Below are 15,315 nucleotides of genomic sequence, written 5' to 3' on the forward strand. Positions count from 1 at the left end.
GACGGTGGATAGGATGAAACGAAACAAGCAAGAACGACAGAAACTATTGCAGTCGACAATTGAAGGTACGCCTTTTATTACAGATGAAGAGCTTGCCAAGCGGTTTGGAGTCAGTGTACAAACCATTCGATTAGATCGACTGGAACTGTCTATTCCAGAACTGAGAGAACGCATTAAACATGTAGCACAGCAACAGTTAGATACGGTCAAGGCACTTCCGCTTGAAGAAGTCATCGGAGAAATGATTGACCTTCAGCTTGATGAAGCTGCGATTTCGATATTAGATATTCAGCGAGAACATGTGTTTTCAAGAACGAAAATTGCGCGAGGTCACCACTTATTTGCTCAAGCGAACTCATTGGCGGTTGCCGTTATTAACGATGAACTGGCGCTTACAGCAAGTGCGAATATTCGCTTTACACGACAAGTAAAAGAAGGAGAACGAGTCATCGCTAAAGCGCGCGTTGTCTCGATTGAGGAAGCGCGAACGACAGTTGAAGTTACTAGTTATGTCGATAAAGAAGCGGTATTTTCCGGGGAATTTATCATGTATCGTTCCACCGGAGAATAAAGGAGGACCAGCAACATGAGGATTGCAATTGATGCAATGGGTGGCGATCATGCGCCAGAAGCACCAGTAAAAGGGGCGTTAAAAGCGCTAGAAATTTTTAAAGATGTTCAGATTACATTAGTAGGCGATGAAGCGAAGATTAAACCGTATCTTCCCGAAGGCACCGCGATTACCATTCTTCATACAGATGAACAGATTACGAGCGAAGATGAACCGGTGAAAGCTGCAAGACGCAAAAAGAAAGCGTCGATGGTACTCGCTGCTCAAGAAGTAAAAGAAGGACGAGCGGATGCCTGTATATCAGCAGGAAATACGGGTGCTTTAATGGCTGCTGGCCTTTTTACAGTAGGGCGTATTAAAGGTGTCGATCGGCCCGCCTTATCACCAACATTGCCAACAGCAGATGGCCAAGGCTTTTTATTGTTAGATGTTGGTGCTAATATGGACGCAAAGCCTGAGCACCTTCTTCAATATGCCATTATCGGAAGTACATATGCGCAGCAAGTGAGAGGCATTGCTTCTCCTCGTGTAGGGCTACTAAACGTTGGAACAGAGAGTGAAAAAGGAAATGCCCTTTATAAAGCAGCATTTAATTTGCTTGAGCAAGCGCCAATTCATTTTGTTGGCAATGTAGAAGGTCGCGATTTATTAAATAGTGTGGCTGATGTCGTTGTTTGCGATGGTTTTTCTGGCAATGTTGTCTTAAAAACCATTGAAGGAACAGCTCTTACAGTCATGTCTATGTTAAAAGAACAACTAACAGCAACGACGATTAGTAAACTTGCTGCTGCCGTTTTAAAACCACGCTTAAAAGGATTGAAAACAAAGCTAGATTACTCTGAGTATGGTGGGGCTGGGTTATTTGGTCTAGCCGCTCCTGTAATCAAGGCGCATGGTTCATCCGATGAACATGCTATTTTCAGTGCGATTCGCCAAACGAAAACAATGGTAGAAAAAGAAGTTGTTGTCATTATCGAACGAAAAATGAAAGAAATTGAGAATTCGTTAAAGGAGGAATTGTAATGAGTAAAATCGCTTTTTTATTCCCAGGTCAAGGCTCACAGGTAGTAGGTATGGGTCAGGAACTAATGGAACAACACCCAGAAGCAAAAGCCATCTTTACAAAAGGAGACGAAGTGCTAGGTTTTTCTCTATCTTCTCTCATTATGAATGGACCTGAAGAAGAGTTAAAACGTACTGAAAATACACAACCTGCCTTGTTAACAACAAGCATTGCTACCCTCGCTGTTTTAAACAAGCATGGTATACAGGCAGATTACACAGCTGGTCATAGTTTAGGTGAATATTCTGCGCTTGTGGCAAGTGGCAGTTTATCGTTTGAAGATGCCGTTCATGCCGTACGTGAACGCGGCTTATTCATGGAAGAAGCTGTTCCCACTGGCGTTGGTGCTATGAGCGCCATTCTTGGCATGGATCAAGCAACGGTTGAAGCTATAACAACATCTGTGAGTGAGCAAGGTGAAGTGGTTCAAGTTGCTAACTTGAATTGCCCGGGGCAAATTGTAATCTCAGGAACAGCTAAAGGCGTACAGGATGCAGCCGCATTAGCAAAAGAACAAGGTGCAAAAGTGATTCCTCTTCAAGTGAGTGGACCCTTTCATTCTGCGTTAATGGAACCCGCTGCTGTAAAAATGGCGGGAGTGTTGGAGCAGATTACTATTCAAGACGCTCTTATTCCTGTAATCACAAATGTAACAGCAGAGGCAGCAACATCTGCGACAGAGATAAAAGATTTACTTGTAAAACAAATGTATTCACCCGTACGCTGGGAAGAGACTGTTCGTGAATTGCTTGCCCTAGGCGTGGAAACATTTATTGAAATTGGACCAGGAAAAGTGTTAAGCGGTCTTGTGAAAAAAGTACATCGTCGCGCAAATGTGATCGCGGTTAGTGATGAAGCATCAATTGCTGCAGCACTGGAAAAACTGAAAGGGGAATAATAGCGTATGTTAAATGGAAAAACAGCCCTCGTTACCGGAGCATCTAGAGGAATAGGAAAAGCAATTGCCCTTGAGTTAGCAAAGCAAGGTGCCAACGTAGCAGTTAACTACGCAGGCAGTGAAGCAAAGGCGCAAGAAGTAGTTGAAGAAATAAGAGCGCTCGGCCAGCAAGCGATAGCGATTCAAGCGGATGTTGCGAACAGTGAGTCCGTAACGAATATGGTAAAAGCGGTTATTAGTGAATTTGGTTCGTTAGATATTTTGGTGAATAACGCTGGAATTACGAAAGACAACTTAATGATGCGCATGAAAGAAGAAGAATGGGATTCTGTCATTGACACAAACTTAAAAGGAGTGTTCCTTTGCACAAAGGCGGTTACCCGTCAAATGATGAAACAGCGTAAAGGAAGAATTATTAATATCTCTTCCATTGTTGGTGTGTCTGGAAACCCTGGTCAAGCGAACTATGTAGCAGCAAAAGCGGGAGTTATTGGTCTTACGAAATCTACGGCGAAAGAACTTTCCAGTCGTAACATTACGGTGAATGCAGTCGCACCTGGCTTTATTGCAACAGACATGACAGAGGTTTTAGAAGATCAAGTGAAAGAAGAAATGTTAAAAGGAATTCCTCTAGCGCGCTTTGGAGAAGCGCAAGAGATTGCGGCTTTAGTTGCCTTTCTTGCTGGTGAAGGAAGCGGCTATATTACGGGACAAACCATTCATGTAGACGGTGGTATGGTTATGTAATTTCTGCAGAAAAGCAGTGTATTGCTTTCTGTGAAGTAACTTTTTGGATTCTTTCTTTTTTATCTTTTTTTTTCTTTAGAAATAGTATATATTATTGAAAGGAGGTGAATACACATGTCAGACGTATTAGAAAGAGTTTCTCAAATTGTCGTCGATCGTCTAGGTGTAGACGCTGCAGAGGTTAAGCTTGAAGCTTCTTTTAAAGAAGATCTTGGAGCAGACTCCTTAGATGTCGTTGAGCTTGTTATGGAGCTTGAAGACGAATTTGATTTAGAAATTTCCGATGAAGATGCTGAAAAAATTGCAACGGTTGGTGACGTTGTTAATTACATAAACAGCAAGAACTAATGGTAAATGAAGAGCGTAAAGTCCCGTACATTGTGATGCGGGACTTTAAACTATTAGCAAACAAATGCAGCTCTTATCCTCTAAATGTTTGCGGGAGGCAATAATGAAAGGTTCAAAAAAGCAATATACGAATTCGAAAAAATTTTCTAGACACCGGTTTAAGCATTCTGCTCGCAAGCAGATGGATGAAAAGGTGCGCATTCAAAAAGTAGCTCCCTTACAAGAAAAAATCTCTTTGTATTTTGTAGATGAAAAACTACTTGTTCAAGCATTTACCCATTCATCATATGTGAATGAGCATCGAGGGCGCCCATATGAAGACAATGAACGTCTTGAATTTTTAGGTGACGCGGTTCTTGAACTCACAATTTCTCAATTTCTTTACAAGAAATATCCTACTATGAGTGAAGGAGAATTAACAAAGCTTCGAGCGGCCATCGTTTGCGAACCATCGCTCGTTCTTTTGGCGAATGAACTTCATTTTGGTGATTATGTGCTCCTTGGTAAAGGGGAAGAAAACACGGGTGGTCGCACACGCCCAGCGCTGTTAGCGGATGTGTTTGAAGCCTTTATTGGTGCACTTTACTTGGATAAAGGAATTGACGCTGTTAAAGCGTTTTTAGAAATTCATGTTCATCCCCGAATCAATGAAGGTGCTTTTTCTCATGTGATGGATTTTAAAAGTCAGCTACAAGAGTATGTCCAACGCGAAGGGCTTGGGACAATTGATTATGCGATTATACAAGAAAAAGGGCCTGCGCATAATCGAGAATTCGTTTCTGAAGTGAAGTTGAACCAAGAAGGCTGTGGTGTTGGTTTTGGCCGTTCTAAGAAAGAGGCGGAGCAACATGCTGCTCAAGAAGCGCTTGGTAAAATAGTCAAACAGTAAAAAAACACCCTTGTATTAGGGTGTTTTTCCTGTTCATGCTTATTTTTTTAATGCGCCTAATTCAGAAACGATTTCTTCCATATCACGGACGCTAAAGCTTGGCATTTTCATAACCATATCAAAAAGTTCTTTTAAATCGTCATATTGCTGTAGGCTATAATCACTGCCTTGAATAAGACCGCTATTAACGAGTTGAAGCTTCTTTTTCATCGCTTCAATCATATGTTCAATGTTTTCCTGGCTCGGGGAAGTTAAGTTCAATATGAGCACCCTTTCTTTTACGCAATCTTTCATAATTGTAGCATAAAAGAAGCTATTTGTACGGAGATGTATGGTAAAATAAATTAGTTAAGAATACATAAGGGGGATTTTTAGATGTTCCTCAAACGATTAGATGTTGCAGGCTTTAAATCGTTTGCAGATGCTATTGGTATTGAGTTTGTCCCGGGCGTCACTGCAGTTGTTGGGCCGAATGGGAGCGGAAAAAGTAATATTGCAGATGCAGTCAGATGGGTTCTCGGTGAGCAATCTGCTAAATCACTACGCGGCGCGAAGATGGAGGATATTATTTTCTCTGGAAGCGAAGGACGCAAACCGCTAAATGTAGCGGAAGTTACGCTCACGCTCGATAATGAGGATCAACACCTCCCGCTTGAATACAATGAAATTAGCGTAACACGTCGCGTATATCGCTCAGGTGATAGTGAGTATTTGCTAAATAAACAACAGTGTCGATTAAAGGACATCGTTGATTTGTTTATGGATTCAGGTTTAGGTCGAGAAGCGTATTCTATTATCGGACAAGGTAAAATAGATGAGATTTTAAGCAGTAAAGCAGAAGACCGTCGCAAGATTTTTGAAGAAGCTGCTGGTGTATTGAAGTATAAGACTAGAAAGCATAAAGCAGAACAAAAGCTACATGAAACGCAAGAAAACTTAAATCGCGTAGAAGATATTCTCTTCGAATTAGAAGGTCAAGTAGAGCCGCTGGAAATTCAAGCATCAATTGCTAAAGACTATCTCGAAAAGAAGGAAGAGCTTCAACAGCATGAAGTAGCGTTAACGGTTTATGAAATTGAAGAGTTGCATACGAAATGGGAAACACAATCACGCACTTTAGATGAATTACGCAAAAAAGATGCCCGTTTGGAAGAGAAAGTAACGAGCGAAGAAAAGGTCCTTCGACAAACGCGTGGAAATATTCAGGCGCTTGACGAGTCGCTCGACGAATTGCAGCAATCGCTGCTAGTAGCGAGTGAAGAACTTGAAAAGCTTGAAGGAAAACGCGAAGTATTAAAAGAGCGCAAGAAAAATTATCATCATAATAAAGAAACGCTATTGCAACAAGTGCAGCAATATAAAAGCAAACGTACGGTGTTACAAGAAGAAGAAACACTAGAACGAGAGAAGTTTGCTTCACACAAACAGGAGCTTTCTTCTTTAAAGGCAAGCTTACAAGAAGAAGAACAGCGACTAGCGCTTTTAGAGCTTGATATCGAAGCGGAAATGGAACGTCTTAAAGGCGACTATTTTGAAAACTTAAATGAGCAAGCATCGGTTCGAAATGAAATTCGCTATTTGTCTGATCAGAAGCATCAACAACAGTTTAAATCCGGTCGTCTAGATGATGAGCATGAACAGTATGCAGCGAAGCGAACGACTGTTCAAGCGAAAAAGCAACAGCTTCTAGGAGAGGTTGAGATTTCTAAGGCACAAGTCGATGATGCGATAGCAGCTTATGCAAAAAAACGCGAAGAGCTGGAATCACTTCAGAAGAAGCAAGAATCATTGCAAGCAGAGCTCTATAAAGCCTATCAATTTATCCAACAGTTTAAATCTAAAAAAGAATGGCTTGAATCGATGCAAGAAGAGTATCAAGGGTTCGTTCAAGGTGTTAAAGAAGTTTTAAAAGAAAAAGATCGTGCGTTAAACGGTATTGAAGGTGCGGTTGCCGAGCTTATCACCGTATCAAAAGATATGGAAACAGCGCTTGAAACGGCGTTAGGCGGTTCGATGCAACATGTTGTCACTTCGACAGAAAAAGATGCGGTCGCAGCCATTCAGTTTTTAAAGAAGAAAAAACTAGGTAGGGCTACATTTTTACCACGCTCAGTCATTAAGGGACGATCTATACCGGCGTCTGATCAAACAATGATTGCTTCTCACCCTGCCTTTGTTAATATAGCAGCACAGGCAGTAACTTATGATGAGAAGTATGCCGCCATCATTGGTAACCTTCTCGGTCATATTATCATTGCTAACACGATTGAAGGAGCGAATGAGCTTGCTCGTCTGATTCGCTATCGCTACCGAATTGTAACGCTTGAAGGAGATGTTGTTAGTGCGGGTGGCTCCATGACAGGTGGTAGCCTTCGTCAAAAATCAAATTCTCTTCTTTCGAGGCAGCGAGAATTGGAAGAAACAACAACAAAACTCGTGAAAATGGAAGCTCAAACGCTTGTCATTGAGCAACGTGTGCGCGAGCAAAAAGAGGCCATTGCCGAGTGCGATGCTGACTTAGAACATCTTCGCGCCGAGGGAGAAAACAGCCGACTAGCTCAACAATCACTAAAAGGAAAGCTTCGAGAAGTGGAGTTAGAAGAGCAAAATTTAAATGAACGACTAACGCTTTATGATCGCGAAAAAACAGACTATATTGAAGAACAGTCATCCATCACAAAGCGAGTTGCTATGCTTGAAGTTACTCTACAGGAGCGAGTGGAAGAAGCGAAGACACTTGAACATACGATACAAACGTTAGAAAAAGAAAAGAAAAATCAACAGGTAACAAAAGAAGAAACGCAGCAGTTGGCGACGGCTTTAAAAATAAAAATAGCTGAAAAAGAACAACAAGTTGCTCATCAAAAAGAAACGCTTGAACGTTTGCAGCAAGACTTACAAGAAACTCAATTACGATTAACGGATTATGAACAAGACTATTGGTTGTTAGAAGAAGAAATGAACAATCGCTCTTCTGGTGAAGAGGCAGTTGATACGCATATTGCAACCAAGCGGGAAGATAAGGCGCGAATTATCCAACTTATTACAGAGCGCCGCCGCGATCGTCAGCTCTTGTATACACAGGTAGAACAAGCGGAAGCGACGTTAAAAGAATCGCAACGAATCCTGCGCCACATTAGAGAAAACTTGACGACTGAGGAAGTACAAGTGAACCGGCTTGACGTGGAACTCGATAATCGCTTGCATCATTTGCGTTCGGAATATGCGTTATCCTTTGAGGCAGCTAAAGCAAACTATCCTGCGCTCGAACAACCAGATGAGTCACGGAAAAAAGTACGGTTAATTAAGCTAGCTATTGAAGAATTGGGGATTGTGAATTTAGGAGCCATTGAAGAGTATGAGCGTGTTTTTGAACGATTCTCCTTTTTGAAAGAGCAGCAAGAAGATTTAGTGAAGGCGAAAGAAACGTTGCATGGTGTAATTGGTGAAATGGATGAGGAAATGCAAAAGCGGTTTGAAGAAACGTTTGAAAATATCCGCTATCATTTCGGCACTGTGTTTAAAGAGTTATTTGGTGGCGGTCGTGCTGATTTATCGCTCACCGATCCTACGCAGCTACTTCTTACGGGTGTGGATATTTTGGCACAACCACCAGGCAAAAAGTTACAACATTTAGCGCTACTATCCGGTGGTGAACGAGCACTTACCGCGATTGCTTTATTATTTGCAATCTTAAAAGTACGACCGGTTCCGTTTTGTATTTTAGATGAGGTTGAAGCTGCTTTAGATGATGCGAATGTAGGTCGCTATGCTAGCTTTTTACGCTCGTTTAGTTCTCATACGCAGTTTATCGTTGTTACCCATCGTAAAGGGACAATGGAAGAAGCGGATGTACTGTATGGTGTAACGATGCAAGAATCTGGTGTATCTAAACTAGTTTCAGTGAAATTGGAAGAAACGACAGAACTCGTTGAAGCATAAAGTAGACAGGTTACCTATAAGGAGGCACTATGAGCTTTTTAAAACGATTAAAAGAAAAATTCACAGCACAAACCGATGCGGTGACAGAAAAGTTTAAAACGGGTCTTGAGAAAACAAGAAATTCTTTTTCTACGAAAGTAAACGATCTTGTAAAGCGTTATCGAAAAGTGGACGAAGAGTTTTTTGAGGAATTAGAAGAAATTTTAATTAGTGCCGACGTTGGCGTACACACCGTCATGGAATTGATTGATCAATTAAAAGACATCGCACGAACTCGAAATATTCAAGATACGATGGAGTTAAAATCCGCCATCTCAGAAACGTTAGCAGCGATGTTGCGTAAAGATGATGAAGAAGGAGCGCTCGCTCTTCAAAATGGTCAAATGACCGTTATTCTTGTTGTTGGTGTAAACGGTGTAGGAAAAACAACAACCATTGGAAAACTTGCGCATCAATTAAAGCAACAAGGGAAATCAGTATTGCTAGCAGCCGGCGATACCTTTCGTGCAGGAGCCATTGATCAGCTAGAAGTTTGGGGTGAACGAGCGGGTGTGGATGTTATTAAACACCAAGAAGGAGCCGATCCTGCCGCCGTTATTTTCGATAGTGTAAAAGCGGCAAAATCAAGAGGAGTTGACGTTCTTCTTTGCGATACGGCAGGCCGTTTGCAAAATAAAGTAAACTTAATGAATGAACTTGAAAAAGTGAAACGCGTCATCGAACGGGAAGTGCCAGGCGCTCCTCATGAAGTGTTGCTCGTTGTTGATGCGACTACAGGTCAAAATGCAATGAGTCAAGCAAAAATCTTCTCCCAAGCAACCAACGTTACAGGGCTCGTGTTAACAAAGCTAGACGGAACAGCTAAAGGTGGTATTGTCCTTGGCATTCGTCATGAGCTTGATATTCCAGTGAAATTTGTAGGGCTCGGTGAAAAAATTGATGATCTCCAAGCATTTGATCCAGAGCAATTTGTGTATGGGTTGTTTATGAATATGGAAGAGGAAGAAGCAGAGTAACGTGCTTCTTCCGTTCCTTCTAGTAGAAGGGTTCTGTTAAGAAAAAAACTTGACATTACGAACGGTAGCGTGTACTATAATCTAATGTAAAGGCTTTTCACTTAACAAGGGGTGATTTTGTGCTTGATAAAACAACAAGGGTTAATTATTTGTTTGATTTTTATCAATCACTGCTAACCTCCAAACAGAAAAACTATATGACTTTGTATTATCTCGATGACTTTTCTCTTGGGGAAATTGCCGAACAATATAGCGTCAGCCGACAAGCTGTTTATGACAATATTAAACGGACCGAGGCGATGTTGGAAGAGTATGAAGATAAGCTTGGTTTGTTTTCAAAATTTCAAGAACGTGAGCAATTACTTGTGGCGCTGAAACAACAGCTACAGCCAAGTGATCATGCTGCGTTAGAAATTATTGAACGCCTTGAAAAAATGGAATAGGGGGCGAGAACTATGGCATTCGAAGGTTTGGCTGACCGACTGCAAAGCACCCTTCAAAGAATCCGTGGAAAAGGGAAAGTAACCGAAGCGGATGTAAAGGAAATGATGCGTGAAGTGCGCCTCGCTCTCCTCGAAGCGGATGTTAACTTTCGAGTTGTAAAAGACTTCATTAAAAAAGTAACTGAACGAGCAGTAGGGCAAGAAGTACTGAAAAGCCTCACGCCGGGGCAACAAGTCGTTAAAGTCGTTCATGACGAATTAACAACGTTGTTAGGTGGCGAGCAAAGTAAACTTGCTGTAGGCACAAAGCCACCGACAGTTATTATGATGGTAGGTCTTCAAGGAGCTGGGAAAACAACAACGACGGGCAAGCTTGCCAATCATTTGCGTAAAAAGCTGAACCGCCAACCGTTGTTAGTAGCCGCTGATATTTATCGTCCCGCTGCTATTCAGCAATTGGAGACGTTAGGAAAACAACTGAGTCTTCCTGTATTTTCAATGGGTGATCAAGTAAGTCCTGTTGAAATTGCTACAAAAGCGCTCGAAAAAGCGAAAGCAGAGCATTATGACTATGTGATTATTGATACAGCTGGACGCCTTCATATTGATGAAGTATTAATGGAAGAGCTCCAACAAGTAAAAGAAATTGCCAATCCGCATGAAATTTTACTTGTCGTTGATTCGATGACAGGGCAAGATGCTGTGAATGTCGCAGAGAGCTTTAATGAAAAGCTCGGCGTAACGGGAGTTGTGCTCACAAAGCTTGATGGCGATACACGCGGTGGTGCCGCATTGTCCATTAAAGCCGTAACCAATTTACCGATTAAGTTTGCGGGTATGGGTGAAAAGATGGATGCGTTAGAACCATTCCATCCTGATCGCATGTCTTCTCGAATTCTTGGTATGGGTGATGTTTTAACACTCATCGAAAAAGCGCAAACGACAGTCGATGAAGAAAAAGCAAAAGAGCTTCAAAAGAAAATGCGCGATATGTCGTTTACTTTTGATGATTTTCTGGAGCAAATGGGGCAAGTGCGCAACCTTGGGCCATTAGATCAGTTGCTTGGCATGATGCCTGGCGCTGGTAAAATGAAAGGCTTAAAAAACGTATCCATTGATGAGAAACAAATTTCTCACGTGGAAGCGATTATTAAGTCAATGACAAAGCTTGAACGTGAACAACCTGAGATTATTAGTGCGTCACGTAAACGACGAATTGCAAATGGTAGCGGTAGAACCGTTCAAGAAGTCAATCGTTTAATCAAGCAATTCGAGGACATGAAGAAAATGATGAAACAAATGTCCGGAATGATGAAGGGTAAGAAAAAAGGCGGATTTAAGTTTCCGTTTATGTAAAAAGGATGAATTTTTCAGTTGACAAAACTGAGAGTTTATTATATTATATTGATTTGTGTGTGAACAATTTTCGGAGGTGCATTTTTACAATGGCAGTAAAAATTCGTTTAAAACGCATGGGGCAAAAGAAAGCTCCATTTTATCGTGTAGTAGTAGCAGATTCTCGCGCGCCACGTGATGGTCGCTTCATCGAAGAAATTGGTTATTACAACCCGCTTGTAAAACCAGCTGAAGTGAAAATCAACGAAGAGCAAGCGCTTAAGTGGATGCTTGATGGTGCGAAACCATCTGACACAGTTCGTAACCTATTCTCTGATGCAGGTTTAATGGAGAAATTCCATAACGCTAAACTTCAAAAGTAATGGGTGAAACTATGATTGCAGAGTTAATCGAAACGATTGTAAAGGCTCTTGTTGATCATCCAGAAGAAGTTCGTGTGACAGAACACATGGACGGCAATAAACTTGTTTACCAACTCTCTGTGCATAGTATTGATATGGGCAAAGTTATTGGTAAGCAAGGGCGAGTTGCGAAAGCAATTCGTACGGTCGTTAATGCAGCAGGTGCGCATAACAATAAACAGATCGCCTTAGAGATCGTTTAAAGCGTAGCTGTGAAAACAACGAATGATAAAAAAGGGATGAGGGGAAGCCTCGCCCTTTTTTTGTTTAATATTGACCTAAAAAGGAGCAAGGTGAAAGCTATGCCAAAATGGTTAAATGTAGGAAAGATCGTTAACACACATGGCATTCGTGGCGAAGTGCGTGTGATTTCTCGTACGGACTTTCCAGAAGAGCGCTATAAGGTTGGAAATGTATTGCATGTAGATTTAGAAGATGGAATGGTTCCTGTAACAATTTCTGCACATCGCCTTCATAAGCAATTTCATTTGTTACAATTCGAAGGATATCCGAATATTAACGATGTAGAAAAGTTTAAAGGCTTCCTATTAAAAGTATCGGCAGAAGAAACCGTAGCGCTAGATGAAGGTGAGTTTTTCTATCACGATATTATCGGAGCAACGGTCTGGACGGAGGAAGGCGAAGAACTTGGAAAGATTAAGGAAATTCTTTCGCCAGGTGCCAATGACGTTTGGGTAATTAAACGAAACAATCAAGGCCCAGATCTGTTAATTCCTTATATTCCATCTGTTGTTAAAGAAGTGGATGTAGAAGCGAAGAAAGTAACGATTCATCTTATGGACGGTTTATTGTAATGATGCAAATGGATGTGTTAACGCTATTTCCTGAAATGTTTCATGGCGTTATAGGTTCCTCAATCTTAAAAAAAGTGCAAGAGAAACAGCTCGTCTCCTATCGTATTGAAGATTTTCGTCAGTTTGCGGATAATAAGCATCAACGCGTGGACGATTATCCATATGGTGGAGGAGCAGGAATGGTTTTAATGCCTCAACCGCTCTTTGATGCCGTTGATTATTTGAAGAAAGAGCAGCCAACGTCAAAACCTAGAGTGATCTTGCTCTGTCCGCAAGGAGAACGTTTTACGCAAGCGAAAGCAGAAGAACTTGCACAAGAAGAGCATTTAATTTTCGTTTGTGGTCATTATGAGGGCTATGATGAGCGCATACGTGAACACCTTGTAACCGATGAAATTTCTATTGGTGACTTTATTTTAACTGGTGGTGAATTAGGGGCGATGGTCGTTATGGATAGCGTAACCCGCTTGTTAAAAGGTTCGCTTGGTAATGAAGAATCATCGGTACACGATTCATTTTCTACCGGTCTGCTTGAGCATCCACAGTATACCCGACCGCGTGATTTTCGAGGGTTAAAAGTGCCGGATGTATTATTATCAGGTCATCATCAAGATATTGAGGAATGGCGTAGAAAAGAATCGCTGAAACGAACGTTGACACGACGACCAGATTTACTTGAAGGAAAAGAGCTCAGCGAACGTGAACAACAATGGCTTGATGATATGAAAAAAGATAGCTGATTTTTTTAAGACAGGTGCTTGCCTAGGATGGTAGGCTATGCTATGATATAAGCTGTGGCTTAGGCCAGTTATTAAGATGCTCCGCTGCCCGTTAAGGTGGGCAAGAACGTCTGTCGGAAGGAGGCAATAACTATGCAACAAATTATTGCAGAACTCGCTAAAGAACAATTGAAATCTGATCTTCCTAAATTCCGTTCAGGTGACACAGTTCGTGTACACGTGAAAGTTGTTGAGGGAACTCGTGAGCGTATTCAGTTGTTTGAAGGTGTTGTAATCAAAAAACGCGGAACTGGAATCAGTGAAACGTTCACTGTTCGTAAGATTTCTTACGGTGTTGGAGTTGAGCGTGTATTCCCGCTTCACTCTCCAAAGATTGCGAACCTTGAAGTTGTTCGTCGCGGTAAAGTTCGTCGTGCGAAGCTTTACTACCTACGTGCACTTCGCGGTAAAGCAGCGCGTATTAAAGAAATTCGCTAATTGCACAAAAAAGGAGCTTGACGTATATGCAAGCTCCTTTTTACATATGAAAAAAGGCTATGGGATGAATACTAGTGAATGCGAGGAAAGAGTATGGCGGGAAAAAAGAAGAAAGAATCATGGGAATGGATTAAAGCACTTGTTATTGCGGTGGCGATTGCAGCTATCGTACGTGGCATTTTTTTTGCACCAATTGTTGTAAGCGGTCCTTCAATGCAACCAACATTTTTTACCGGAGATCGCCTCGTCGTTTCAAAGCAGTCAACGCCTGACCGGTTTGACATTATTGTATTTAATCACAACGAACCGCAAGAAGATGGTTCAACGCAAGAAAAAGAATACATAAAGCGCGTAATTGGGTTACCTGGAGATACGGTTGAATACAAAAATGACGTGCTCTATGTGAATGGTAAAGCCTATAAAGAAACGTATTTAAATGACTACCGTTCGAAGTATGAAAAAGAGAAAAAAGCTAACTTCACGTTAGATTTTACCCTATTTGAAGTAACGCAACCGCACGTTAAAAAAGTTCCAAAAGGTGAGCTGTTTGTGTTAGGTGACAATCGTCAAAGAAGCTCTGATAGCCGCACGTTTGGAACGATTAAACAAAGTGATATTGTCGGCAAAGCGCTCTTTAGATTTTGGCCTTTTTCAAAAATAAGTACGATCGATTAAGACAGTAGGTGAAAGAATGACAATTCAATGGTTTCCAGGTCATATGGCCAAAGCCAGACGAGAAATAACAGAAAAATTGAAGCTTATTGATGTTGTATTTGAACTCGTCGACGCTCGTATCCCTCTCGCATCTAGAAATCCGATGATTGATGAGATAACGGCAGGCAAGCCGCGTCTTCTTCTGTTAAATAAAGCAGATATGGCGGATCCTGAAGCAACAAAACAATGGGTTCACTATTTTGAGAATAAAGGGCTTCCTGTGCTCGTGTTAAATGCGAAGACAGGGCAAGGCATTAATAAAATAGAAGCAAAAGCAAAAGAACTTGTTAAAGAAAAATTTGATAAAATGAAAGCAAAAGGAATCGTAAAGCCTCGTGCCGTACGTGCCTTAATTCTAGGGATTCCGAACGTCGGAAAGTCTACGCTTATTAATCGTCTTGCAGGAAAAAACATTGCTGTAACAGGCGATAAACCCGGCGTTACGAAAAAACAGCAATGGATTAAAGTAGGAACGTCCCTTGAACTTTTAGATACGCCAGGAATTCTTTGGCCTAAGTTCGAAGACCAAGAGATCGGTTTAAAGTTAGCGGTAACCGGGGCTATTAAAGAAACGCTACTTGATTTTACAGAAGTGGTGCTCTATGCATTAGGGTATTTAAAAGTTCATTATAGCGAGCGCCTATGCGAACGTTATAATTTAGCAGATATTCCTGAGGAACCGCTCGCTCTTTTTGATGAAATTGGTCGCAAGCGAGGATGCTTAATGAGCGGCGGCTATATTGACTATGAAAAAGCAGCAGAAATTATTTTGCGGGATTTACGAGCTGAAAAGCTTGGACGATTATCATACGAGCTACCTTTACAGTAGCAGCAAAAAGACACGTGGAATGAGACGTGTCTTTTTAGTTCATAAGGACACTAAAGAAAAGGAAGA

At 41.4% G+C, this 15,315-nt stretch carries 18 protein-coding genes; 17 read left to right on the plus strand and 1 reads right to left on the minus strand.

The features are described 5' to 3' along the window. Positions 1-13: 13 nt before the first annotated feature. The 6 genes from fapR (at position 14) to rnc (ending at position 4,516) form a co-directional block, all read left to right on the plus strand. Positions 14-571: a transcription factor FapR gene (gene fapR, locus A374_RS12145; protein WP_007202509.1), complete on the plus strand. Its 558-nt coding sequence runs from the start codon at positions 14-16 to the stop codon at positions 569-571. A 15-nt stretch (positions 572-586) separates the two neighbouring features. Continuing rightward, complete coding sequence (plsX, locus tag A374_RS12150; protein WP_007202510.1) at positions 587-1,594, plus strand: phosphate acyltransferase PlsX; 1,008 nt, start codon at positions 587-589, stop codon at positions 1,592-1,594. After that, positions 1,594-2,532: an ACP S-malonyltransferase gene (gene fabD / locus A374_RS12155; RefSeq protein WP_007202511.1), complete on the plus strand. Its 939-nt coding sequence runs from the start codon at positions 1,594-1,596 to the stop codon at positions 2,530-2,532. The genes plsX and fabD overlap by 1 nt, the downstream gene beginning before the upstream one ends. 6 nt (positions 2,533-2,538) lie before the next feature. Next, complete coding sequence (gene fabG, locus A374_RS12160) at positions 2,539-3,279, plus strand: 3-oxoacyl-[acyl-carrier-protein] reductase (RefSeq protein ID WP_007202512.1); 741 nt, start codon at positions 2,539-2,541, stop codon at positions 3,277-3,279. A gap of 114 nt (positions 3,280-3,393) precedes the next feature. Then, a complete protein-coding gene (gene acpP, locus A374_RS12165) occupies positions 3,394-3,627 on the plus strand; it encodes an acyl carrier protein (RefSeq protein ID WP_007202513.1) in 234 nt (77 codons plus the stop codon). A gap of 181 nt (positions 3,628-3,808) precedes the next feature. Further along, positions 3,809-4,516 carry a ribonuclease III gene (gene rnc, locus A374_RS12170; protein ID WP_040340572.1) on the plus strand — a complete coding sequence of 236 codons (708 nt, stop codon included), beginning with the start codon at positions 3,809-3,811 and terminating at the stop codon, positions 4,514-4,516. A gap of 39 nt (positions 4,517-4,555) precedes the next feature. Here rnc and A374_RS12175 read toward each other — a convergent pair whose 3' ends face one another. Beyond that, complete coding sequence (locus tag A374_RS12175; RefSeq protein WP_238535176.1) at positions 4,556-4,786, minus strand: DUF1128 domain-containing protein; 231 nt, start codon at positions 4,784-4,786, stop codon at positions 4,556-4,558. Between the two features lie 105 nt (positions 4,787-4,891). Between A374_RS12175 and smc the strand changes: the two genes are divergently transcribed. The 11 genes from smc to ylqF all read left to right on the plus strand — a co-directional run bounded on the left by smc (position 4,892) and on the right by ylqF (position 15,249). Further along, positions 4,892-8,458, plus strand: coding sequence for a chromosome segregation protein SMC (gene smc / locus A374_RS12180; protein WP_007202516.1), 3,567 nt, complete (start codon positions 4,892-4,894; stop codon positions 8,456-8,458). Positions 8,459-8,487: 29 nt separating this feature from the next. After that, entirely contained in the window at positions 8,488-9,474 is a 987-nt protein-coding gene (ftsY, locus tag A374_RS12185) for a signal recognition particle-docking protein FtsY (RefSeq protein ID WP_007202517.1), read from the plus strand. 119 nt (positions 9,475-9,593) lie between these two features. Next, the gene (locus A374_RS12190) at positions 9,594-9,917 is read left to right on the plus strand and encodes a putative DNA-binding protein (protein WP_007202518.1); all 324 of its coding nucleotides are present in this window, start codon (positions 9,594-9,596) and stop codon (positions 9,915-9,917) included. 12 nt (positions 9,918-9,929) lie between these two features. After that, entirely contained in the window at positions 9,930-11,273 is a 1,344-nt protein-coding gene (gene ffh, locus A374_RS12195) for a signal recognition particle protein (protein ID WP_007202519.1), read from the plus strand. Positions 11,274-11,362: 89 nt separating this feature from the next. Continuing rightward, positions 11,363-11,635 carry a 30S ribosomal protein S16 gene (rpsP, locus tag A374_RS12200; RefSeq protein WP_007202520.1) on the plus strand — a complete coding sequence of 91 codons (273 nt, stop codon included), beginning with the start codon at positions 11,363-11,365 and terminating at the stop codon, positions 11,633-11,635. A gap of 14 nt (positions 11,636-11,649) precedes the next feature. After that, positions 11,650-11,877, plus strand: coding sequence for a KH domain-containing protein (locus A374_RS12205; RefSeq protein WP_040340573.1), 228 nt, complete (start codon positions 11,650-11,652; stop codon positions 11,875-11,877). A gap of 99 nt (positions 11,878-11,976) precedes the next feature. Next, positions 11,977-12,489: a ribosome maturation factor RimM gene (gene rimM, locus A374_RS12210; RefSeq protein WP_007202522.1), complete on the plus strand. Its 513-nt coding sequence runs from the start codon at positions 11,977-11,979 to the stop codon at positions 12,487-12,489. Between the two features lie 2 nt (positions 12,490-12,491). Then, entirely contained in the window at positions 12,492-13,229 is a 738-nt protein-coding gene (trmD, locus tag A374_RS12215) for a tRNA (guanosine(37)-N1)-methyltransferase TrmD (protein WP_007202523.1), read from the plus strand. Positions 13,230-13,361: 132 nt separating this feature from the next. Beyond that, positions 13,362-13,706, plus strand: coding sequence for a 50S ribosomal protein L19 (gene rplS / locus A374_RS12220; protein WP_007202524.1), 345 nt, complete (start codon positions 13,362-13,364; stop codon positions 13,704-13,706). Positions 13,707-13,799: 93 nt separating this feature from the next. Beyond that, positions 13,800-14,381 (plus strand): signal peptidase I, encoded by a 582-nt coding sequence (gene lepB / locus A374_RS12225; RefSeq protein ID WP_007202525.1) that lies wholly within the window; start codon positions 13,800-13,802, stop codon positions 14,379-14,381. A gap of 16 nt (positions 14,382-14,397) precedes the next feature. Further along, positions 14,398-15,249: a ribosome biogenesis GTPase YlqF gene (ylqF, locus tag A374_RS12230; RefSeq protein WP_007202526.1), complete on the plus strand. Its 852-nt coding sequence runs from the start codon at positions 14,398-14,400 to the stop codon at positions 15,247-15,249. Positions 15,250-15,315: the final 66 nt, after the last annotated feature.

This window comes from Fictibacillus macauensis ZFHKF-1 (genome assembly GCF_000269865.1).
GTDB lineage: Bacteria > Bacillota > Bacilli > Bacillales > Fictibacillaceae > Fictibacillus_C > Fictibacillus_C macauensis.